Origin of the sequence: Actinoplanes derwentensis, assembly GCF_900104725.1 — a bacterium.
Taxonomy (GTDB): Bacteria; Actinomycetota; Actinomycetes; order Mycobacteriales; family Micromonosporaceae; genus Actinoplanes; species Actinoplanes derwentensis.
The window spans coordinates 8,733,172-8,755,714 of sequence record NZ_LT629758.1 but is presented as its reverse complement, the minus strand read 5'-3'; the positions used below and the strand labels follow the sequence as shown (position 1 = coordinate 8,755,714).

The following is a 22,543-nucleotide window of genomic DNA, read 5'->3' as shown; positions in this document are numbered from 1 at the left end:
GGCATATTCGCGACGACGACAATCACTTACCGGTGAACCCGGGTTTCCGCTTCTCGACGAACGCGGTGGTGCCTTCCCGCCGATCGTCGGTGGCGAAGAGCCCGGCGAACAGATGCGACTCCAGGGCCAAACCGGCTGCTAGATCAACGCTCAGGCCGCCGTCGATCGCCTGTTTCGCGGCCCGCAGCGCCAGGGCGGGACCGGTGGTGAACGGCCGGACCAGCTCGACGGCCGTGTCGTACACCTCATCGGCCGGGACCACCCGATCGGCGAGCCCGATCCGCAAGGCCTCGTCGCTGTCGATCATCCGACCCGTGAAGATCAGGTCTTTGGCCTTGGCCGGGCCGATCAGCCGGGCCAGTCGCTGGGTGCCGCCGGCGCCTGGGATGATGCCGAGTTTGATCTCCGGCTGGCCGAGTCTCGCGTCGTCGGCGATGACCCGCCAGTCGCAGGCGAGAGCCAGCTCACAGCCGCCGCCGAGGGCGTAACCGGTGATCGCGGCGACGACCGGTTTGGGGATCCGGGCGACCGAGTCGAAGGCGCTGGACAGGGCACCCGCCCGGGCCACCATCTCCGGATAGGTCACGCTGGTGAACTCGGTGATGTCGGCGCCCGCGGCGAAGTGTCTCCCCACGCCGTGCACCACCACGGCCCGCACCGACTCGTCCGCCGAAGCGGCCTGGGCGGCGGCCCGCAGCTCCTCCTGGACCTGGGTGTTGAGCGCGTTGACCGGTGGCCGCTCGAGCCGGATGGTGCCGATGCCGTCCGTCACTTCGAGCCGAACGAAATCCGCCACCCGGGCCTCCTCGCACTCTGCCGATTGGCAGTCAGCGTACGACGACTCCGCGTTACTGTGGGTCCCCTGGGGAGGAAGAAATGACCACGTACTACCGGGACCCGGAAGTGCTGATCACGTCGTCCGGGGTGAGAATGAACGGCCGGGAGTTCCGGCTGCCCGAGTTGATCCAGGTGTGGCACACCAAGGGCACCCGTTCCTGGGGTGTGATCGCCTGGCGAGGCGCTCTCGGCCTGACCATCCTGTTACCACTGCTGGTCGGCGCGCTGGCCGTGCTGACGGCGCTGGTGCTGGACCTGTCGTTCGGGACCGCGGCGGCCGTGGTGGTCGGCGGCATCCTGATCGGGGTGGCCGTCGTGCCGGTGGCCGATCTGCTGTTGGAGCGGATGGATCTGTCCTACGACCACGGCAGCCGCACCCTGGAGATCTGGGGGCGGGTCCGCAGTGGCGACGTGCTGCTGATGCGCACCAACAACGCGCAGCGATTCGGCCGTGTCTATCGTGCACTGGAGCGTGCTCTGGAGCCGGCGGTGCGCCGGTGAGGCGGGACGCGGCGGGGCTCGCCGCGCTGCTCGGCGGCATGGGGGTGCTGCACTTCGCGGCACCCCGTCCGTTCGACGGCATCGTTCCGCGGTCGCTGCCCGGCTCTCCTCGGACCTGGACCTATCTGAGCGGGGTGGCCGAGCTGGCGGTGGCGGCCGCGGTCGCCCATCCACGCACCCGGCGGGCCGGTGGGCTGGCCGCCGCGGCTCTGTTCGTCGCGGTCTTCCCGGCGAACGTCAAGATGGCGGTGGACGCACGGCACTCCCCGGCGGTGAAGCGCGCGGTCGCTTTCGGACGGTTGCCGCTGCAGGCGCCGCTGATCGCGTGGGCGTTGCGAGTCGCACACTGAGACTCGACGAAACGCCACCTCAGGGCTAGTTCAAGCCCCAAAATCAAACCATCATGAAGACCACTCAGGTACACCCGACAGGCCAGGAACGCAAGTTCAGTGACGGCGAGCTGATCGTCACCAAGACCGACACTCGCGGCATCCTCACCTACGCCAACGATGTGTTCCTGCGCATCTCCGCCCTCGACGAGGAGGAGGCGATCGGGCAGCCACACAATCTCATCCGGCACCCTGACATGCCTCGGGCCGTCTTCAAGCTCCTCTGGGACACCCTCAAGGAAAAGCGCGAGATCTTCGCGTACGTGGTCAACCTGGCTGCCGACGGTGCGCACTACTGGGTCTTCGCACACGTCACGCCCTCCTTCGACGACAACGGGCGGGTGGTCGGCTACCACTCCAACCGCCGGGTGCCGTCCCGGTCGGCGATCGCCGCGGCCGAGGAGTTGTACGGGGTGCTGCGGGCCGCCGAACGCCGTCACGACCGGGCCGCCGAGGCCGTCGCCGCCGGGCACGCCGCCCTCCAGCGGGTTCTGGCCGAACGCGGGCGCACCTACGACGAACTGGTCTGGGACCTGTCCACCAACGGGCGTACGAGGTGACGAACATGAGCGAGCTGGAGCGTGTCATCTCCGGGACGGCACCAGAACGAAGTGGGGCTGACAGCATGATTGATATCGATGAGTCGCTGTACCTGATCGCGGACGTGTGCCGGCAGGCCGCGGCGGGCAACCTCGAAGCCCGGGTCCCGCAGCTCGGCGAGTCGAAGGCCGAGATCGAGGCGCGGTCCGCCATCAACGATCTGCTCGACCGGACCGACGCGTTCGTGCGTGAGGCCGGCGCCTCGTCGGCAGCCGGGGCGGCCGGGCACTTCTACCGGCGGTTCCTGGTCGGTGGCATGGGTGGGGCGTACCGGCGGGCGGCTGAGGAGATCAGCCGGTCCGGTGACGCGATGAGCCGCAACGCCGAGCAGATCGCGGCCGCCGCCGAATCCCGGATCGCGTTCGCCGACCAGTTGGAGACGGCGGTGCTCGCCCTCTCCGAGCGGATCGCCGCCGCCGCCGGTGAGATGGGCCGCTCCGCGAACGGGCTGGCCGGATTCGCCCGGTCCGCAGTCGGTGACGCTGAACGCGGCCTGGAGACGGTGACCGAACTGCGCCGCTCCTCCGGCCAGATCCGGCACGCCGTCGACCTGATCAACCGGGTGGCGATGCAGACCCAACTGCTGTCCCTGAACGCCTCCATCGAGGCGGCCCGGGCCGGTGCCGCCGGGCGCGGGTTCAGCGTGGTCGCCAACGAGGTCAAGACCCTCGCCAACGAGACCGGTGAATCCAGCGGCGAGATCATCGACCAGGTCGACGCGGTACAGCTCGCCTCGGAGGACGCGGTCCGGGTGCTGAAGGCGGTCACCGACCGGATCCGGGAGATGAGCGGCCTGATCGACGGCATCGCGGCCGCCGTCGACGGCGACGCCGTGCACGAGACCACCGGATTGTCCGAACTGGCCGAGGTGCTCCGCGTCGAAGTCCAGCGCTTCCTGACCGCCGCCCGCGCCTAAGCCGCCTGGTAGAGGGCCTCGATGGCGGCTCGTTCGGGCAGGGCGTTGCTGGCTCCGACCCGCCGGACGCACGCGGCTCCGGCGGCGTTGGCCCAGCGCACGGCGTCGGGCAGCGCCCGGCCCTCGCCCCAGGCCACGGCCAGCGCCCCGGTGAAGGCGTCACCGGCCGCGGTGGTGTCGGCGACCTCCACCGTGAAAGCGGGCACGTGCACGTCGGCGCCGTCCCGGTCCGCGAACCGGGAACCCCCGCCGCCGAGCGTCAGCACCACCCGGGGCACCAGTTCCAACAGGGACGCCATGTCCGGTTCGGATCGGCCGGTGATACCGCGCGCCTCGGTCTCGTTGACCACCAGCAGGTCCACCTCGCCGAGCAGGTCCGGCGGCAGGTCGCGGACGGGCGCGGCGTTCAGGATGGTCCGCGTCCCGGCGGCCCGGCCGGCCCGCAGCGCGGCCAGCACCGTGGACATCGGGATCTCCTGCTGGCAGAGCAGCACGTCGGCGGCGGCGATCGCGGCGGTCTCCGGCCCGGTCAGATCGGTGAACGTGCGGTTCGCGCCCGGGCTGACCAGGATCGAGTTCTCCCCGGCCCGGTCCACCATGATCACGGCCACGCCGGACGAGCCGTAGCTGGTTCGTACCAGATCGACGGAAACGCCGGAGGCCGCCAACCGCGCGTTGAGATTCACGCCGAAGGCATCGGATCCGATGGCACCGAGGAACGTCGTCGCGGCGCCCGCGAGGGCGGCGGCGATGGCCTGGTTGGAGCCCTTGCCACCGGGCATCATCACGAAATCGTCGCCGAGCACCGTCTCACCGGGCCGGGGCAGGCTCGGCGCCAGCCCGACCAGGTCCATGTTGGCGCTCCCCGCGACGACGACTCTGGTCATCAGCTGGCCCGCGCGGTGTACCGGTCACCGAACCGGTCGACGATCAGCGGCAGACCGAAGGTCTTCGTCAGGTTCTCCGCGGTCAGCACCTCGCCGAGCAGCCCGGCCGCGACGGTGGTGCCCTCACGCAGCAGCAGCGCGTGGGTGAAGCCCGGCGGGATCTCCTCGACATGGTGGGTGACCAGCACCATCGCCGGGGCGTCCGGGTCCAGCGCCAGCTCGGTCAGGTGCCCGATCAGCGTCTCCCGGCCACCCAGGTCCAGGCCCGCGGTCGGCTCGTCGAGCAGCATCAGCTCGGGGTCGGTCATCAACGCCCGGGCGATCTGGGTGCGCTTGCGCTCCCCCTCGGACAGGGTGCCGAACTCACGATCGGCGAACGCCGCGATGCCCAGCTGTTCCAACAGCTCACGGGCGCGAGCCTCGTCCTGCGGGTCGTAGGACTCCCGCCAGCGGCCGACCACCGACCACGCGGCGGTGACCACGACGTCGAGCACCCGCTCGGTGGGCGGCACCTGCTCGGCGAACCGGCCGGTGGTGATGCCCACCCGGGTGCGCAGCTCGTTGACGTCGGTCCGGCCCAGTTTCTCCCCCAGCACCCAGGCGGTGCCCCGGGTCGGATGCAGTCGGGCGGACGCCAGGTTGAGCAGGGTGGTCTTGCCGGCGCCGTTGGGGCCCAGCACCACCCACCGCTCGTCCAGCTCGACCTGCCAGGACAGGTCACGGATCAGGAAATTCCCGCCGCGCACCACGTTCACATGGTCGAAGGCGATCACGGTGTCGTCGTCGGGCGGATTGGGTACGGCAGCCTCCAGCACCCGTCCATCCAATCATGTCCGGGTGCGCGGTCCGGACGGCGTGCCGGTGCCCCGGAGAACCTAATCCGTCGTCGACCCGAAGACCTCGTCACGCACCGCGTCCAGGGCGCTGCGCAGTGCTCCGTGCAGCACCGGCTCGGTCGGCACCTGAGTGACCACGACCTTGGGCGAGACCAGGGTGATCGCCGCCACCTCGCGCTCCACCCGCTCGGCCAGCGCGTCACCACCGGCCCGGCTGACCTCACCGGCCAGCACCACCAGCGGCGGGTCGAGCACCGCGCAGGTGGCTGCCACGCCGAGGGCGAGCCGGCGGGCCACCTCGTCGAGGACCGGCTCACCGGCGGGACCGGCCGCGACCGCCGCCCGGACGACATCGGCGGCCTCGGCACCCCGGAACCCGAACTGCTTGCCGATCGCCTTGACCGCGTCGGCACCGGCGATGGCCTGGAAAGCGCCCTTGACGCCGCGGCGGGAGGCGTTGTGCGGCACCTCGGCACCGGCCACCGGCAGGTAACCGATCTCACCGGCGGCACCGGTGGCGCCCTGGTGCAGACGACCCGCGATGACGATGGCCAGTCCGACGCCCCGGCCGATCCAGATCAGGGCGAAGTCGCTGACGCCGGTGGCCGCGCCCCCGCTCGACTCGGCGACGGCGGCCATGTTCACGTCGTTGCCGAAGAAGACCGGGATGTTCAGGTCGCGGCGCAGGTCGGCGAGCAGGCCACGGTGCCAGCGGGGCAGGTCGTGGGCGAAGGAGATCTCACCGGACTGCGGGTCCACCAGGCCCGGGGTGCCGAGGACGACCCGGCGCACCGACGACATGTCGGCGCCGGCCTCACCCGCGGCCTGAATGACGGCCTTGTGCACGACACCGACCGGGTCGTCGGTGTCCTTGGTGCTCTGCTCGACCCGGCTGATCACGGTGCCGGTGATGTCCGCGCAGGCGGCGACCACACCGTCCGGGCCGACCTCCACACCGATCACGTGGGCGCTGCTCGGGGTCACGGCGTAGAGCTGCGCGTTCGGCCCGCGACCGCCGGCCTGCTCGCCCACCCGGCGGACCAGGCCGCGCTCCTCGAGGCGCTCCACCAGCTGGGACGCGGTGACCTTGCTGAGGCCGGTCATCTCGCCGAGCTGAGCCCGGGTCAGCGGACCTCGGGTGAGCAACAGGTCCAGCGCGGCGCGGTCGTTGAGAGCGCGCAGCAACCGGGGCGTGCCCGGGAGGCGAGTCACGGCCATAGCATAGTCCCCTAATATTAAAGATTCTTTCCTGTTACTGTGTCGACGCACGACACGCAGCCGCAGCGTAACGGTAGGCAATGGTGCCAGGCCCGAAGGTGCCTATCGACTCCGAGCGATCATGGCAGTTCTGCACCGTTCCCGGCCATAGTCGCGTCACCGGAAGGACACCATGCCGAACGATCCCGGCCTCCGCCGCCTGGCCCTGCGCACCCTGCTCGCCGCCTTCCCCGGCACCGTCGCACCGCAGTGGGCCGGTGACCTGCTCGCCGACGGACTGGCCGGGCACACCCTGTTCGGTGGCAACATCACCGACGCCGACCAGGTGACCCGGCTGACCGCCCAGTTGCGGTCGGCGCGGGCGGACACGCTGATCGCGATCGACGAGGAGGGCGGCGACGTCACCCGGCTCGGGCACCGGACCGGCAGCCCGTACCCCGGGAACGCCGCCCTCGGCGCCGCCGGCGACCCGGACCTGACCCGGCGGGTGTACGCCGCGATCGGCGCCGACCTGGCCGCCACCGGTATCAACCTCGACCTCGCCCCCACCGTCGACGTCAACACCGCGGCCGACAACCCGATCATCGGCACCCGGTCGTTCGGCGCCGACCCGGCACTGGTCGCTCGGCACACCGCGGCCGCCGTCCACGGCCTCCAGTCCGCCGGGATCGCGGCCTGCGCCAAACACTTCCCCGGCCACGGCGCCACCGTCACCGACTCGCACCTGGAACTACCCACCGTCGACGTTCCGCTCGACCTGCTGCGCGCCCGCGACCTGCCACCGTTCGCCGCCGCCGTCGAAGCCGGAGTACGGGCCGTGATGAGCGCGCACATCCGGGTTCCGGCCCTGACCGGTGACGGCCCGGCCACCTTCAGCCGGGCCGCGCTTACCGACCTGCTCCGCAACGAACTCGGCTTCCGCGGCGCGATAGTCACCGATGCCCTGGAGATGCGCGGCGCGGCCGCCTCGGCCGGCGGCATTCCGCGGGCCGCGGTCGCCGCCCTGGCCGCCGGCGCCGACCTCCTCTGCATCGGCGCGGTCGTCGACCTGGCCCTGGTCGAAGCTGTCGTCGCCGAGATCGCCCTCGCCACCACCGACGGTCGCCTCCCACTCCACCGCCTGGAGGACGCCGCCACCCGCACCACAGCCCTCACCGCCGAGACGCCGCGCCAGGAAAACGCCGCCACTCGCACCACCGAGACGCCGGGCGAGCCCGACGAGCCCTTCGCGGCCTCCCACCGGCCCGACTTCGCGCTGGGCGTGGCTGCCGCGCACCGCGGGATGATCGTGGAGGGGGCGGTGGGAGCGCTGCGGGATCCGCTGGTGGTGCGGTTCGTCGCGGGATGGTCGATCGCCGCGGGCAAGGTGCCGTGGGGGCTCACGCCGCACCTGGCCACCGCCGAGGAGATCGAGGTGGTGGCCGCCGACACCACCGCCGAGTCGGTCCTCGCGCGCGCCGGGCAACGGCCGGTCGTCTTTCTCGGCCGCCGGATCCACAACTCCGCCGCGGCCCGCGAACTGATAGAGAAGGTGGCCGCGGACCGCCCGGCCGGGGTCGTCGAGATGGGTTGGCCGTCGTCGTGGCGCCCGGCCGGCACCGAGGCCTTCATCGTCACGCACGGTTCCAGCCTCGCCAACAGCCGCGCCGCCGCCGAGGCCCTGGCCCTCACCTGATCCGGCCCGGCTCTACCCGGTCCCCGCAACCTGCCCACCCGCTCGCACACCCGGCCCCGCTCGCACACTCCCAGCGCCATTCCCGCCGGATACGATCGACATCACTATTAGTGATGGATGCATTGCTTCTTGTCTATAATGTTGGATTAGTAAGTGGACCTTACGCACGAACCGGACCAACCGAATGGGCAATCCGTGCACGCTCCGCTTCCGTGGAGCCGGTTGGGTCACCTAGCGTGATGGCCAGAAGGTGGATCTGGGGACGCCGCGGAATCGACTCGGGACCAGTCGGGAAACCGCGGTGCAGACGGTGAGCCGGGCCGGCACGACTACGGGAGCAGCGTGCCGGACCGGCTGACCACTTCACGACGAAACCGCCCGGCCTCCACGATGAGTGGACGCCGGGCGGTTCTCGTCACCGGGTCAGACGGCTGCCGAGGTCTTGACCAGGGTGCGGATCTGGCGGAGTAGCACGGACAGCGCCGCGAGATCGGCGGGTGAGTCCTCGACGTTGCCCATCGCGTTGGACGCCCGGGCGATCGATGCCGCGTTGACCTGTTCCCATTCGGAGACCCGGTCCTCGGGGGTCGCCGTCGGTGGCGTCGACTGGAGGACTTCGGCGGTGAGCCCGGCCAGTGCGGCGTACAGGTCGTACCGCAGCGCCATCCGGGCCAGGGTCTGCCAGCGGTCTCCGCGCGGGAGCTGGGAGATGTGCGACAGGAGCACGTCCACCCCGAACCGCGCGGACAACACGAAGTAGACCTGGGCCACCTCGCCGACGTTCCGGTCGGCGGCGGTGGCCGTCTCCAGGATGTCGAGCAGGCCGAACCCGTAGAAAACCCGGCTGATCACTCCGGCCAGGTCTTCCGGAACGCCTTGATCGATGAGTTCGTCGGCCCGCTCGGAGAGGGCCCGCCGTTCGGCGCCGACCATCACCTCGGGTAGCCGGGGCAGCAGTTCGGCGATGCCGGGCCGGAGCCGGGCGGTCTCCCCGGCCACGTCGATGGGCGAGCGCCGGGTGCTGACCAGCCATCGGACCGCCCGGTCGAGCAGCCGCCGGGTCTCCAGGAAGACCAGGGTCTGCGCGGCCGTCGGCACCTGATTGTCGAGTGCCTCGCCGGCGGCCCAGACCTCTTCGAGCCCGTAGACGTCCCGGATCACCACATAGGCGCGGATGACGTCGGCGGCCGACGCCCCGCTCTCCTCCATGGCACGGTGCACGAACGACGTACCACCGCGGTTGACGACCTCGTTGACCAGCGACGTGGAGATGATCTCCCGCCGCAACCGGTGCCCGGCCATCCGGCCGGCGAAGCGCTCGCGCAGTGGCGTGGGGAAATACTGGGTGAGGACGCCGGCGGTCCACGGTTCGTCGACCAGGACGTCGGTGAGAACCCCACGTTCCAAACTGATCTTGACGTACGCCAGCAGAACGGCGAACTCCGGGGCCGAGAGCCCTTCCCCGTTCTCGTACCGGACCGCGAGTTCCTTGTCGGTGGGCAGCGCCTCGAGTTCCCGGTTGAGTTCGCCGCGCTCCTCCAGGGCCTTGAGCATCCGCCGGTGCACAGGCAGCAGCGAGTGCGCCTGCGCGCGGGCGTTACCGAGGGCCATGGCCTGCTCGTAGTTGTCGCGCAGCACCATCACGCCGACCTCGTCGGTCATCGCAGCGAGAAGTTCGTCGCGTTCCGGCATGGTCATCTCGCCGTCGACAACCGCACCACCGAGCAGGATCTTGATGTTGACCTCGTGGTCGGAGCAGTCCACCCCGGCCGAGTTGTCGATGAAGTCGGTGAACACCCGGCCGCCCGCGCGGGCGAACTCGATCCGGCCACGCTGAGTGAGGCCGAGGTTGCCGCCTTCGCCGACCACCTTGACCCTCAGGTCGGCGCCGTTGACCCGGATCGCGTCGTTGCCCTTGTCGCCGACCTCAACGTGCGACTCGGAGGCCGCTTTCACGTAAGTGCCGATGCCGCCGTTGAAGAACAGGTCGACCGGTGCCAGCAGGATCGCCCGCATCAGGTCGCCGGGGCTGATGACCGCGGCCTCGCCCAGTTGCAGCAGTTCCCGGACCTGCGGGCTGACCGGGATCGACTTCGCGGACCGCGGGTAGACACCGCCGCCCTGGCTGATCAGGGCCTTGTCGTAGTCGTCCCACGAGGACCGGGGCAGGTCGAACAGGCGCTTGCGTTCCTCGTACGAAATCGATGAAGTGGGGTTGGGGTCGAGGAAGATGTGGCGGTGGTCGAAGGCCGCGACCAGCCGGATGTGCTCCGACAGCAGCATGCCGTTGCCGAAGACGTCACCGGACATGTCGCCGACGCCGACCACCGTGAAGTCCTCGCTCTGGGTGTCCACGCCCAGGTCACGGAAGTGCTTCTTGACCGATTCCCACGCGCCGCGGGCGGTGATGCCCATCTTCTTGTGGTCGTAACCGGCTGAGCCGCCGCTGGCGAACGCGTCGCCCATCCAGAACTCTTTGCCGACCGAGATCTCGTTGGCGATGTCACTGAACGTGGCGGTGCCCTTGTCCGCGGCCACCACCAGGTAGGGGTCGTCGCCGTCGTGCCGGACCACCTCGGGCGGCGGCACGATCTTGCCGCTCTGGATGTTGTCGGTGACGTCGAGCAGCGCGGTGATGAAACGCTTGTAGCACTCCACCGCCTCGTCCCGGTCGCCCGGTTTCTGCTTCAGCACGAAGCCGCCCTTGGCGCCGACCGGCACGATCACCGAGTTCTTCACCATCTGCGCCTTGACCAGGCCGAGCACCTCGGTCCGGAAGTCCTCGCGCCGGTCCGACCAGCGCAGACCACCACGGGCGACCGCGCCGAAGCGCAGGTGTACACCCTCGAACCGTGGCGAGTAGACGAAGATCTCGAACTTGGGCCGGGGCTGCGGCAGGTCCGGGATCGCCTGCGGGTCCAGTTTGAAGGCGACGTACGACTTCGGCCGCCCCTCCGGGCCCCGCTGGAAGAAGCTGGTCCGCAGCGTCGCCTCGATCAGGGTCAGGTAGGAACGCAGGATCCGGTCCTGGTCCAGGCTGTCCACCTGGTCGAGCAGGCCGGTGATCTCGTCCCGGATCTCGGCGGCCCGCCGGGAACGCTCGGTCTCGCCCACCACCAGAGCCGGCGAGAACCGGGTCTCGAAGAGGCGCACCAGCAGGGCGGCGATCTCCGGGTACGTGGTGAACGTCGACTCCAGGTAACGCTGGGAGAAGACGTTGCCGGCCTGGCGCAGATACTTCGCGTAGGCACGGAGCACCACCACCTGACGCCAGGTCAGGCCGGCGAGCAGGACCAGCTCGTTGAAGCCGTCCACCTCGGCCTCGCCCCGCCACGCCGCCGCGAAGGCGTTCTCCACCTGCGGGCGCACCTCGGCCAGCTCCCGGTGGCCGGACGGGGGCAGCAGACCGAAGTCGTAGAGGTAGATGACCCCGTCGTCACGGCGGATCTCGTACGGCCGCTCGTCGGTGACCCGCACACCCAGCGAGTGCAGCACCGGCAGGACGGCGGAGAGCATCATCGGCTCGCCGTAGCGGTAGACCTTGAACCGGACGTCACGTTCGTCCGGCTCGGGACAACCGTCCTGACCCAGCCGGCGCCGCCGGAACAAGTGCATGGAGAGCTGCCCGGACTCCTCCAGCAACTCCAGCTTGGCCAGATCCTGCATACCCTCGTACGGCGTGTGGGTGTTCTTGTAGCTCTCCGGGAAAGCCGACGAGTAGCGCAGGAACAACCGCCGCGCCTGCTCGTCGCCGAGTTTGCGCTCCAGCACCAGGGAGAAGTCGTCGTCCCACATCCGGGTCGCGTCGGCCAGCAACTCGGCCAGCACGTTCGGGTCCAGCTGCCCGGGCGGCGCCGCCGGGTCGGTGCGCACGATGAAGTGCACCCGCGCCAGCAGCCGCTCGGTGACCCGGGTGGTGTAGTCGACCCCGACCCCGTTCAGCTCACGCAGCAGGATCTCCTGCATCCGCAGCCGGTTGCCGGTGGTGAACCGGTCCCGGGGCAGGTAGATCAGGCAGCTGATGAAACGGCCGTACCCGTCGCGGCGCAGGAACAGGCGCAACTGCCGACGGCCGGCCATCCGCAGCACACCGATGACCGCCTCGTACAGGTCATCGGTCTTGATCTGGAAGAGCTCGTCGCGGGGGTATGTCTCCAGGATCTGCAGCAGATCCTTGCCGGAGTGGCCGCGCGGCGACAGACCGGAACGGTCCATCACCTCCTGCACCTTGCGCCGGACCACCGGCAGCTCCCGCACACTGGTGCGGTAGGCCGAACTGGAGAACAGGCCCAGGAAGCGGCGCTCGCCAACCACGTTGCCGGCGTCGTCGAACATCTTCACGCCGATGTAGTCGAGGTACGCCGACCGGTGCACGGTCGCCCGCGAGTTCGCTTTGGTGATCATGAGGAGCCGCTGCTCCATGGCCCGCTCGTACACCTCGGGGGCCATCTCGGCGGCGAGCCGGCGCGGTTTGCTGGCGCCGCGTAGTATCCCCAGCCCGGTGCTCGGAGCCGCGGTCAGCAGACCTTGTTCGTCCAAGCGGTACTCGCGGTAACCGAGGAACGTGAAGTGATCCTCGGCGAGCCACTTGAGCAGCTCGATCGAGTCGGTGACGTCCTTGTCCGGAACCGGCAGCGGGTGACCGGCCAGCTCCTCGGCGATGTCCACGGCGCGCTGCCGCATCTTCGACCAGTCCTCGACCGCGTCGCGCACGTCGGTGAGCACTCGCCGCACCTCGTTGAGCAACTGCTCACGGGCCTCCGGGCGGCGCACCGGGTCGGTCTCGATCCGGATCCAGCTCTCCACCAGGTCGCCCTCGATGGCGTCGTCCGCCTCCACCTCGGCTTCGAGGTGGGCGAGCTGCCCGAGCGGCTCCCGGCGCACCACGATCAGCGGGTGCACCATCAGATAGACCTGGAGATTGTGCGCGGTCAACAGCGCTATCACCGAGTCGACCAGGAACGGCATGTCGTCGGTGACGATCCGCAGCACGCTGTGCGCCTGCGGGCCGGTGGGCTCGGTGATGGCCAGTTTCAGCTCACCGGGCAGCCGGACGTCGGCCAGCTCGCGATGCTCCGCGGCGGCCGCGAACATCTCCTCAGGCGTATATCCGACCAGTTCCTCGTCGGGTGCGAACCGCCAGAAGCGGCTCACCAGCGACGCGGTCGTGTGATCCTCGCCCGCCCGCTCGACGGCCTGAGCCACCAGCCGTTCGGCGTTCGGCACCTCGTCGTCGATCTCACCCTCGTCGACGAGTCCCTCTGGCCGCAGTAACGCGGCCTGATCAGAATCGGTCGCTGCCTGATCGGCGACACCCATGGTCCGGCGCTCCCCTCACCCACGACATTGTGGGCTCGAACATGACGCCCACAGCCTAGAACCATCACCCCACCACCGTTCACACCCAGGGTGTGCCAGTGCCGGTTCGGGCCGTATCACCCAGTGCGGGCCACCCACGACGGGCATGTACCCATTACCGTGCGTCCTAGCCGACCCGTCGTCGTTCCGAAAGGACCCGCATGCGCCGCACCACGGCCGGCCTGGCCGCCCTGTTACTACTCACCACGGGTGGATTGGCCGGCTGCTCCGCGGAACCACCGGGCGACACCGTCGAGGCCTTCCTGAAAGGCTGGACGACCGGCGGCGACCTGAACGCGGTCGGCTTCGTCACCGCGGCCGGCGGCAAGATCGCGGCCGCCGACGTCTCCACCCAGATCCGGGCACTCTACGGCGACCTCAGCGGGCGGCCCCTCGCCGTCAGCACCGCCGGTGACACCAAGGAGACCGGCGACAACGCCACCACTCCGATCACCGTGAAATGGACGCTGCCCGGCGGCGTCGAGTGGAGCTACCCCAGCACCGTGCGCTCCACCAAGGCCAACACCGACGGCTGGCAGGTCGTCTGGGAACCCGCCCTGGTCCAACCCCAGCTGACCGACGGCGAGAAACTGCGGCTGCGCCGGGTCGCCGCCGCGCGCGCCGTGATCAACGACGCCGCGGACGCCCCGCTGGTCTCCCCGCAGAAGGTGGTCACCATCGGGGTCAGCCCCGAGAAGATCAAAGACGTGGCGAAACTCCAGACCGACCTGGCCGCGGCGTTCGCCAAGGTCGATGTGGACCTCGACATGAGCGATCTCAAGGACCGCGTGGCCAAGGCCGATCCCGGCGCCTTCCTGGACGTCCTCACCCTGCGGCGGACCGCCTACGACAAGATCCGGGCGGACGTACGCCCCCTGCCCGGCACCGTCTTCCGTGAGGAGACCCGGCAGCTCGCGCCCACCCGCGAATTCGCCCGCGCCCTGCTCGGCACGGTCGACGCCGCCACCGAGGAGGACATCGGCAACTCGGAGGGCGCCCTGGCCATCGGCGACACCACCGGGCACGGCGGCCTCCAGCAGAAATACGAGACCACGCTGCGCGGCACCCCCGGCCTCTCCGTGGTGATCGCCCGCGAGGCCGCCGACGGCACCACCGAGGACGCCGAACTCTTCACCTCACAACCGGTCGCCGGGAAACCCATCAAGGTGACCATCGACACAGCCGTCCAGAACGCCGCCGACAAAGCCCTCGCTGCCGAGAAGAACCCCAGCTCACTGGTGGCCGTCCGGGTCAGCGACGGAGCCGTGCTCGCCGCCGCCAACGGACCCGACGCGGGCGGGGTCAACACCGCCCTCAGCGGCCAGGTGCCACCCGGATCCACCTACAAGATGATTTCCGCGTACGGGCTACTCGCTCGCGGTGCCCTTACCGCCGACACCGTCGTCAACTGTCCGAAAACAGTCAACGTGGACGGTCGTGAGTTCAAGAACTCCAACGACCAGGCTCTCGGTAAAGTCGCGTTCCACGTGGACTTCGCCAAATCCTGCAACACCGCCTTCGCCAGCCTCGCGCCCAAACTCACCGCCGCCGGTCTCCAAGAGGCGTCCACCGCCCTCGGCATCGGCGCCACCTGGAACCTCGGCCTCGAATCCAGCGCCGGCCAGGTCTCCGACGGCGGCACCTCGACCGAACTCGCCTCCGCCGTCTTCGGCCAAGGCAGCACCGTCGTCAGCCCGCTCGCCATGGCCGTCGCCACCGCGTCCGTCGCCAAAGGCCAGTACCAGCCGCCCAAACTGGTCATCGATCCGGCTCCGGCCGACGCCGGCACCGCCGGACCGCAGCTCGACCAGAAGGCGCTCACCGGACTCCGCTCGATGATGCGTGAAGTGGTCACCTCCGGCACCGGAACGGGGCTGCGCAACGTCCCCGGCAAAGCCGTGTACGGCAAGACCGGCACCGCCGAGTTCCAGAACGGTTCCGAGGACACCCATTCCTGGTTCATCGGCTACCAGGACGACGTGGCCTTCGCGGTGCTGGTCCAGAAGGGCGGCGCCGGTTCCGAGGCCGCCGTCCCGATCGCCAAGCGTTTCCTGACGACCCTGAACAAGTAACCGCCAGCCGGCTCCCGATTGTGTGGTGAGTTCGGGTTCGATTCGCACCCGAACTCACCACACAAGGAGCTCTCGCACCTGGTCGCCGGCGTCACCCGAGGCACCTGAGTCACACCTCGCGAGGCCCGCGCGTCACACCTCGCAGTGCCGATCAGGCCTCAGCGGGGATCGTCACGCGGCGCCGGGTGGGAAGCCGCCGAACGGTCCGGTACCCGCTGCCGACGGGGGATAGCCGCCCGCCGCGGGCGGATCGACCGGCCGGCGCGGGCGCAGCATTCCGGGACGGGTGGCGGGTAGCGGCTCCGAATCGAGCAACGGCGCCGACCCGAGCGGCCGGGACAGCAGCCGGACCTCGTTACCGCTCCGGCCGGATTCCGCCCGGCTGTTCACCGGAACCGGTTCCTCAACCTCAGGCTGCGGCTTCTCCTCAACCTCAGGCCCAGCCTCAACCTCAGGCCCGGCCTCAGCCTCAGGCCCGGCCTCTTCCTCGGCCACCGGCCCGGAATTCTGATCAACCGCAGGATCAGGCTCTTCCTCAGCCGCTGTGGACGGCTCGTGCTCCGCGCCCTCCGGATCGTCCATGCCGGGTTCGTCCACGGATTCCGCGGACTCCTCCGACCCGGTGGACTCCTCGGCCGCCACGATCTCCTCGTCCTCGTCCTCGTCCTCGTCCGAGGCAGCGGCAGCGGCTTCCCGCTCACCGGCCGCGTCGATCAGCTCCGAGGAGGTGTCCTCCGCCTCTTCGTCGCCGACAGCCTCATCGGGCCGGAACCCAGCGGCCTCACCGTTCCGGGGAGCAGCGTCCTCGTCGGGCCGGAGACCGTTTCGGGTGCCGGGCCAGGAGAGTGCCGCGGTCAGAACGAAACCGGCATCGCTGGACAGGCTGCCGCCATCGCCATCCACCGGATTCTGGTAGTCCTGGTACTCCTGGTCCGAAATCTGCTCCGGAGACGCCTCCGCCGACGACAACCGCTCATCGTCCGCAAGATCCACAGCCTCGGCCGAGTCACCTCCGGCAGGACTCACCGGGCCGTCGACATGCTGCGGATCGTCCCCCAGACCCTGGCCGGAGTCCTCGGCCGAGTCGACGCCAAGAGTCCTGACCAGCAAAGACGCCGACCGCCCGGTGGTCGCCGCAGTAATTATCAAGTCGAGAGTGGTCACAGTGGCAGGCGATTCGGTCACAGCCGGATCGATCACGACAGGTTCACCCGTGGCCGGATCGGTCATCCCGGGGTCAGGCGCGAACGAATCAGCCGCTGAAAGGTCAGCCACCACCGGATCAGAGGCGGCTGGGTCCGCCGCGGCCTCGGCCACCGCCGGCTCGATCGCCGCTGGGTCGGCCACCGGGTCGATCACCGCTGGGCCGACCGCCGCCGACTCGGTGGGCGTCTCGTCAGGCGCGCCCACGACCCGCGCCCCGCCAGGCACGCCCATGTCCCACGCCCCGCCAGGCACGCCCACGGCGCCTGCCTCGCCGGGCGTCTCAGCGTCATCCGCCTCGATGGCGACGACCGCGGCGGGCTGGTTGTCCAGGTCCAGGCGGGCGGCGACCAGGTCCGGGCGGGACGCCATGCTGCGGACCGGGGACAGGCCGCTGACGACCGCCGACGTGATCTCGGCCGCGTACCGCCCGTCGGGGTCGTAGTCCGGGTCGAAGACGGTGATCTCGACGCCCAGGCAGTGCGGGGATTCGACCAGGCCGGACAGGAGCAGTTCCAGTTCGGGGAAGGCGATCCCGCCGGGGTCGGGGGCGTCGACGGCCGGCATGACCGCCGGGTCGAGAACGTCGACGTCGATGTGGACCCAGTAGCCGGCGCAGTCGACAAGCTGGTCGCGGGCCCATTGGGCGCTGCGGGCGGCACCTTCGGCACGCAGCGCGGGGACCGGCCGGGTGACGATGCCGGCGGCTTGGAGGTCGAGGCGGTACTCGTCCTGGGCACGGATGCCGAGGACGATCACGTCGATGTCGCGGAAGTACGGGCGGCGGGATTCGATGTCGGCCAGGTCGGCTTGGCCGCGGCCGGTGGCCAGGGCGAGGTCCTCACCGGCGGCGGCACCCACGTAGGACGCGTTGCCGGGGTGCCGGAAGTCGGAGTGCCCGTCGACGAAGACCAGGCCGATCCGGCCGCCGACGGCGTCGCCGAGGCGGTGCATGGCGATGCCGGAGCCGATCAGTATCGAGCAGTCGCCGCCGAGCACCACCGGGAACTCGCCGTTGTCGAGGATCGTCCCGATCCGGTCGGCCAGGGCCCGGGAGTAGGCCGCGATCTCGGTGGCGTGGGCGACACCGTCGCCGGGGCGCCAGTCGCCCGGGTCGTACCGCGGCGGGGTCAGGCAGCCCGCGTCGCGAGCACCCAGTTTGGCCAGCAGCCCCTGGTCTCGGAGGGCGCCGGGCGCTTTGCCGCAGCCCGGCACCGACGTCGCGGTCGGCGGGCGCAGGCCGAGATTGGACGGTGCGTCCAGAACGGCGATGCGGCGCACGACGCCCCCCTTGTCCTCGAAAACCAGTGCTTAGAAGAGTGCGCTGGCCAATGCACGTCTCGCGCCGGCGACCGCGGGGTCGTCGGGGCCGGCCACGCTGAACAGCGACAGCAGGTGCTTGCGCACCGCGTCCCGGTCGTCGCCGAAGGTCTTCTTGATCAGGGCGACCAGCCGGGAGTACGCCTGGTCGGCCTGTCCGCTGAGCACCTCGATGTCGGCGGCGAGTTGCTGGGCCGCCACGTCCTCGGGGTCGGCGGCCGCCTTGGCCAGGGCAGCGGACGGGTCGACACCGGCGATGCGGCGGTAGAGCTCCACCTGGGCCAGGCCGGACTCGGCGGCCGTGTCGGCGGGCGCCTCGGCGAGGATCTTCCGATACGCCGCCTCGGCCGCGTCCAGGTCACCGGTCATCAGGGCGTCGTCGGCCGCGTCCAGGCGCGGGTCCTCGGGGGCGGCCACGCTGACACCGGCGGCTTTGAGGACGGCGTCGATGTACTGCCGGATCTGGGTCTCGGGCAGGACTCCGCTGAAGCCTTCCACCGGCTGCCCGCCGATCACCGCGGTCACCTGCGGGATGCCCTGGACCCGGAAGACCTGCGCGAGACGCGGGTTCTCGTCCACATTGACCTTGCCGAGGATCCAGGCACCGGCATACTCCTCGGCCAGGCGTTCCAGCACCGGGGAGAGCTGCTTGCAGGGCTCGCACCAGTCGGCCCAGAAGTCCAGCAGGATCGGAGTGGTGACGGACCGCTCCAGGACGGACTGAAAGTCGGCCTCGGTGACCTCGATGATGGTCTCCGGGGCGACGCCGGGGATCCCGGGAACGGCACCGGGAACCGGGTCGGAGGCGCTGCCGGGAATCTCGCCGGCCGGCGCTGCGGGACGGCTCGGCGCGGCTGTTCTGGCCGGCGTCGAGGGGCGCAGCGCGCTGAGATCGACCGCGCCGCGGGTGAAGATCGACGGAGTGGTCCGTGGGTCGCTCATGGTTACCTAGTCTCGCACGCTGTCACGTCTGTTCGCGTCGCCACCAGGCCGCCGATATCGGACGTCACAGCCGGTGCCGGAACCGGGACGGCTCCCGGTGGAACGACGACAAGGGGTTTCCCTACTGTCGTCCGGAGCCTGTCTAGACAAGTCTGAGAAAGAAGCATCCTTCCCCACCGCCCCGGTAGCGCCCGCCAACGCTGCCGGGGCACCCCCGTCCTCAGCCGACGGGCAGCCGGTGGTCGAAGATCCAGGCTTGCGGGTCGCCCTTGCGGTGCAGCATCCGCATGACACTCGGCATCAGAGCGTCCCGGATCCGGGCACCGGCCGGCCCGGCCACCTTTCCGCTGCTGGAACGGCGGCCGTAGGCGACGACCTTCTCGACGCGCGGCCGGCGGATCGCCGTGTAGGCCGCCAGCGCCTCCGGCACCTCCGTGGACTCCCGGAGGCTGTGCCCGAGGACCACGGCGTCCTCCAGCGCCATCGACGCGCCCTGACCGGACGACGGCGACACGGCGTGTGCGGCGTCACCGGCCAGCACGATCCGGTCGCCGTGCCAGATCGGGACCCGCCGCAGGTCGCGGGTGTTCCACGGGCCGAGGATCTCGACGGTGGCCCGGATCAGCTCGGCGGCCTGCTCGCCCTCGAACAGGCCGAGCAGGTAGGCCCGCCAGGTCTCCGGGGTGAACTCGCCGGGCTCCACCGGTCGTTTGCGCGGCGGGTTGGCGAACCACCAGACCGATCCGTCCGGCGCGGCGGCCCACCCGAAGAACGCCCGCCGCCCGAACGACATCCGCATCACTCCCGGCGGCGGCGCGAGCCGTCGATCGACCGGGCCGTCGGTGAAGCCCCCGGCGTTGAGCAGGCCCAGATGGTGCGGTGCGGGGGCCTGCGGATCAAGGACCTTTCTGGTACGGGAATGCAGGCCGTCCGCCCCGACGAGCAGTTCGGCGGCGACCGTGGCGGCGGCACCGAACTCGGCGACGACACCCTCGGGAGTGGTCGTGGCGGCGGTGAGGCGATGCCCGTACCGGATCTCGATGCCCTTGCCCTGCGCCTGTGCACGCAGGGCCGCGTAGAGATCCGCCCGCTTGATCGTCGTGGTGACCGTCCCGTCCGGCAGTGGGCCGCCGAGTGGCAGGTCGGCCAGCAGCCGCCCGGTGGCGCCGTGCAGCGCGAGCACCGGGGTGGCGAACCCGCGGGCCAGCACGACGGCCGGGTCCAGGCCGAGGGCGCGCAGGGCGTTGATCCCGTTCACCGCGAGGGTCACGAAGACGCCCCGCTCGTCGGCTCCCCGGTCCTGGGCCTCGTAGATCACTGGGGACCACCCGACGCGCTGGAGGGCGATGGCGGTGGCCGTGCCGGCGATTCCGCCACCGACCACCGCGGCATTTTTAGTCATACAATGACTATTGATGAGATGACTAAGAACCGTCAAGACCTAAGCTGAGCCACATGAAGCGGTCTCCCCTGGCGATGGTTCTGCTGGCGCTGCTCGTGGAGACGCCGATGCACCCGTACCGGATGCAGCAGGTGATCAAGCAGCGCGGCCAGGACCAGCTGGTCAACGTGGCGCAGCGCAACAGCGTCTACCAAACCCTGGACCGGCTCGTCCGGGACGGACTGGCCCGCGCCGGCGGCACCAGCCGGGAGGCCGGGCGGCCGGAACGGACCGTCTACGAGGTGACCGAGGAGGGTGCGGCGACCCTGCGCCGATGGCTGCTGGAGATGCTGCCGGAGCCGGCCCGCGAGTTCCCGGAGTTCCCGGTGGCCCTCGCCTTTCTACCCACCCTCAGCCCGGCCGAGACCCGGGAGCTGCTGCAACGGCGGATCGAGGCACTGTCCGAGCGGGCCGCGGCGGTCGACGGGCAGGCGCCGCCCGGACTGCCGCGGCTCTTCCTGATCGAGGACGAGTACCGCGCGGCCATGCTCCGCGCCGAGATCGGCTGGCTGCGCGCGACCGTGGCCGAACTCGACGACGGCAGCCTGACCTGGGATCGCGCGATGATCGAGGAGACGGCCGCGCGGTTCGCGGAGTTCTGAAGGGTTCTAGCGGACGGCCGGCACCTTGATGATCAGCGCGTCGCCCTGACCGCCGCCGCCGCAGAGACCGGCCGCGCCGATCCCGCCGCCACGGCGCCGCAGCTCCAGGGCGAGAGTGAGGACGAGCCGGGCGCCGGACATGCCGATCGGGTGCCCCAGGGCGATGGCGCCGCCGTTCACGTTGACGATCGCCTCGTCGACCTTCAGCTCGCGGGTGGACTGGATGACCACCTGGGCGAAGGCCTCGTTGATCTCGACCAGGTCGAGGTCGTCCGCGGTCAGCCCGGCCTTGCCCAGCGCGTGCCGGATCGCGTTGGCCGGCTGGGACTGCAGCGAACTGTCCGGGCCGGCCACGTTGCCGTGCGCGACGATCTCGGCCAGCCAGGTCAGCCCCAGCTCCTCGGCTTTCGCCCGGCTCATCACCAGGACCGCGGCCGCGCCGTCGGAGATCGGTGAAGCGGTCGCCGCGGTGATCGTGCCGTCCGGGGTGAACGCCGGGCGCAGCGAGGCCAGGGACTCCGCGGTGGCACCGGGCCGGACGCCCTCGTCGCCGTCGACCGGTGCCGGCTCCCGGCCGGCGGCCGGGACCGCGACGATCTCCTCGGCGAACCACCCCTCGCGCTGCGCGGTGGCGGCCCGCTGGTGGCTCCGGGCGGCGAACTCGTCCTGCTGTTCCCGGCTGATGCCCAGCCGGACGCCGCTGGCCTCGGTCGACTCGCCCATCGAGATGCCGGCCCACGGGTCCATCAGGCCGTCGAACGCGGCGTGGTCGCGCACCAGCACGTCACCGAACTTGCGGCCCTGGCGCTGGTCGGTCAGCAGATGCGGCGCGTTGGTCATCGACTCCATGCCGCCGGCCACCACGATGTCGAACTCGCCGGCCCGGATCAGCTGGTCGGCCAGGGCGATCGCGTCGAGGCCGGAGAGACAGACCTTGTTGACGGTCAGGGCCGGGGTGGACATCGGGATGCCCGCGGCGACCGCCGCCTGCCGGGCCGGGATCTGACCACAGCCGGCCTGGAGCACCTGGCCCATGATCACGTACTGAACGCGGTCCGGTGCGACGCCGGCCCGGCTGAGCGCGGCGGAGATCGCGTGCCCGCCGAGGGCGGTGGCGGGCAGATGTCTGAGGTTGCCGAGCAGACGCCCCATCGGGGTCCGGGCGCCACTGACGATGACGGAGCTGGTCACGGTCACGATCCATTCTGCGGGGGCCCGGGGCTGGCCTTAACGATGGGTCAGGTTCGACACTATCGGCATGATTGACGACACACCGAATACCGGCGCGGCCGAGAATGTCACACTCCCCGGACTGTTACGCATCGACCATGTCGGAATCGCAGTGCCGGACCTGGACGAGGCGATCCGCTTCCATCAGGACACTTTCGGGCTGCGCTGCGTGCACCAGGAGATCAATGAGGAACAGGGCGTCCGCGAGGCGATGCTGGCGGTCGGCGAGGACGACGACGGCCCGCGGATCCAACTGCTCGCCCCGGCCCGGCCGGACTCGGCGATCGCCCGGTTCATCGATCGCAACGGTCCCGGCCTCCAGCAACTCGCCTACACCGTGACCGATGTCGAGGCCGCCGCCGACGCGCTGCGAGCCCGCGGCTTGCGCCTTCTGTACGACAGCCCGAAACGTGGCACGGCCGGCTCCCGGATCAACTTCGTGCACCCCAAGGACGCCGGCGGGGTGCTGGTGGAGTTGGTGGAGCCGGCTGCCGGGGGTACCCCGGCCGGGTGAAT

At 70.4% G+C, this 22,543-nt stretch carries 16 protein-coding genes and 1 pseudogene; 8 read left to right on the top strand and 9 right to left on the bottom strand.

Annotated features, from left to right (window positions below; all coding sequences use genetic code 11):
- Positions 1-22: 22 nt before the first annotated feature.
- Positions 23-796, bottom strand: coding sequence for an enoyl-CoA hydratase/isomerase family protein (locus BLU81_RS39135; protein WP_092553203.1), 774 nt, complete (start codon positions 794-796; stop codon positions 23-25).
- An 80-nt stretch (positions 797-876) separates the two neighbouring features.
- Between BLU81_RS39135 and BLU81_RS39130 the strand changes: the two genes are divergently transcribed.
- The 4 genes from BLU81_RS39130 (at position 877) to BLU81_RS39115 (ending at position 3,243) form a co-directional block, all read left to right on the top strand.
- A complete protein-coding gene (locus tag BLU81_RS39130; RefSeq protein ID WP_092553201.1) occupies positions 877-1,338 on the top strand; it encodes a DUF6232 family protein in 462 nt (153 codons plus the stop codon).
- Positions 1,335-1,688 (top strand): DoxX family protein, encoded by a 354-nt coding sequence (locus BLU81_RS39125; protein WP_092553199.1) that lies wholly within the window; start codon positions 1,335-1,337, stop codon positions 1,686-1,688. The genes BLU81_RS39130 and BLU81_RS39125 overlap by 4 nt, the downstream gene beginning before the upstream one ends.
- Before the next feature lie 53 nt (positions 1,689-1,741).
- A complete protein-coding gene (locus BLU81_RS39120; RefSeq protein ID WP_092553197.1) occupies positions 1,742-2,287 on the top strand; it encodes a PAS domain-containing protein in 546 nt (181 codons plus the stop codon).
- 65 nt (positions 2,288-2,352) lie between these two features.
- Positions 2,353-3,243, top strand: coding sequence for a methyl-accepting chemotaxis protein (locus tag BLU81_RS39115; RefSeq protein WP_092553195.1), 891 nt, complete (start codon positions 2,353-2,355; stop codon positions 3,241-3,243).
- Here the strand turns inward: BLU81_RS39115 and BLU81_RS39110 are convergent.
- Genes BLU81_RS39110 through BLU81_RS39100 form a run of 3 tightly spaced genes read right to left on the bottom strand, consistent with a single transcriptional unit; the run spans position 3,240 to position 6,184 of the window.
- On the bottom strand, positions 3,240-4,130 hold the full coding sequence (locus BLU81_RS39110; RefSeq protein WP_092553193.1) for a ribokinase: 891 nt from the start codon (positions 4,128-4,130) through the stop codon (positions 3,240-3,242). The genes BLU81_RS39115 and BLU81_RS39110 overlap by 4 nt on opposite strands.
- Positions 4,130-4,957, bottom strand: coding sequence for an ABC transporter ATP-binding protein (locus tag BLU81_RS39105; protein WP_092553191.1), 828 nt, complete (start codon positions 4,955-4,957; stop codon positions 4,130-4,132). The genes BLU81_RS39110 and BLU81_RS39105 overlap by 1 nt, the downstream gene beginning before the upstream one ends.
- Positions 4,958-5,005: 48 nt before the next feature.
- Entirely contained in the window at positions 5,006-6,184 is a 1,179-nt protein-coding gene (locus BLU81_RS39100; protein ID WP_092553189.1) for an ROK family transcriptional regulator, read from the bottom strand.
- A gap of 172 nt (positions 6,185-6,356) precedes the next feature.
- On the opposite strand from BLU81_RS39100, the gene BLU81_RS39095 reads away from it, so the two are divergent.
- Entirely contained in the window at positions 6,357-7,859 is a 1,503-nt protein-coding gene (locus BLU81_RS39095; protein WP_092553187.1) for a glycoside hydrolase family 3 N-terminal domain-containing protein, read from the top strand.
- Between the two features lie 423 nt (positions 7,860-8,282).
- Here the strand turns inward: BLU81_RS39095 and BLU81_RS39090 are convergent, their stop codons facing one another.
- The gene (locus tag BLU81_RS39090; protein ID WP_092553185.1) at positions 8,283-13,178 is read right to left on the bottom strand and encodes an NAD-glutamate dehydrogenase; all 4,896 of its coding nucleotides are present in this window, start codon (positions 13,176-13,178) and stop codon (positions 8,283-8,285) included.
- Positions 13,179-13,378: 200 nt separating this feature from the next.
- Between BLU81_RS39090 and BLU81_RS39085 the strand changes: the two genes are divergently transcribed.
- Complete coding sequence (locus BLU81_RS39085; protein ID WP_092553183.1) at positions 13,379-15,289, top strand: penicillin-binding transpeptidase domain-containing protein; 1,911 nt, start codon at positions 13,379-13,381, stop codon at positions 15,287-15,289.
- A 1,392-nt stretch (positions 15,290-16,681) separates the two neighbouring features.
- Here BLU81_RS39085 and BLU81_RS39080 read toward each other — a convergent pair.
- The 3 genes and pseudogenes from BLU81_RS39080 to BLU81_RS39070 form a co-directional block, all read right to left on the bottom strand.
- Positions 16,682-17,800: pseudogene (locus BLU81_RS39080) on the bottom strand (arginase family protein); the annotation flags it as partial.
- A gap of 3 nt (positions 17,801-17,803) precedes the next feature.
- Positions 17,804-18,754, bottom strand: coding sequence for a tetratricopeptide repeat protein (locus tag BLU81_RS39075; protein WP_092553181.1), 951 nt, complete (start codon positions 18,752-18,754; stop codon positions 17,804-17,806).
- A 220-nt stretch (positions 18,755-18,974) separates the two neighbouring features.
- Complete coding sequence (locus BLU81_RS39070) at positions 18,975-20,156, bottom strand: FAD-dependent oxidoreductase (protein ID WP_092553179.1); 1,182 nt, start codon at positions 20,154-20,156, stop codon at positions 18,975-18,977.
- A 53-nt stretch (positions 20,157-20,209) separates the two neighbouring features.
- Here BLU81_RS39070 and BLU81_RS39065 point away from each other — a divergent pair, with 53 nt between their 5' ends.
- Positions 20,210-20,797: a PadR family transcriptional regulator gene (locus BLU81_RS39065; protein ID WP_092553177.1), complete on the top strand. Its 588-nt coding sequence runs from the start codon at positions 20,210-20,212 to the stop codon at positions 20,795-20,797.
- A 6-nt stretch (positions 20,798-20,803) separates the two neighbouring features.
- Here the strand turns inward: BLU81_RS39065 and BLU81_RS39060 are convergent, their stop codons facing one another.
- Positions 20,804-21,988 (bottom strand): acetyl-CoA C-acetyltransferase, encoded by a 1,185-nt coding sequence (locus tag BLU81_RS39060; RefSeq protein ID WP_092558280.1) that lies wholly within the window; start codon positions 21,986-21,988, stop codon positions 20,804-20,806.
- Between the two features lie 67 nt (positions 21,989-22,055).
- Here BLU81_RS39060 and mce point away from each other — a divergent pair, with 67 nt between their 5' ends.
- On the top strand, positions 22,056-22,541 hold the full coding sequence (mce, locus tag BLU81_RS39055) for a methylmalonyl-CoA epimerase (RefSeq protein ID WP_092553175.1): 486 nt from the start codon (positions 22,056-22,058) through the stop codon (positions 22,539-22,541).
- Positions 22,542-22,543: the final 2 nt, after the last annotated feature.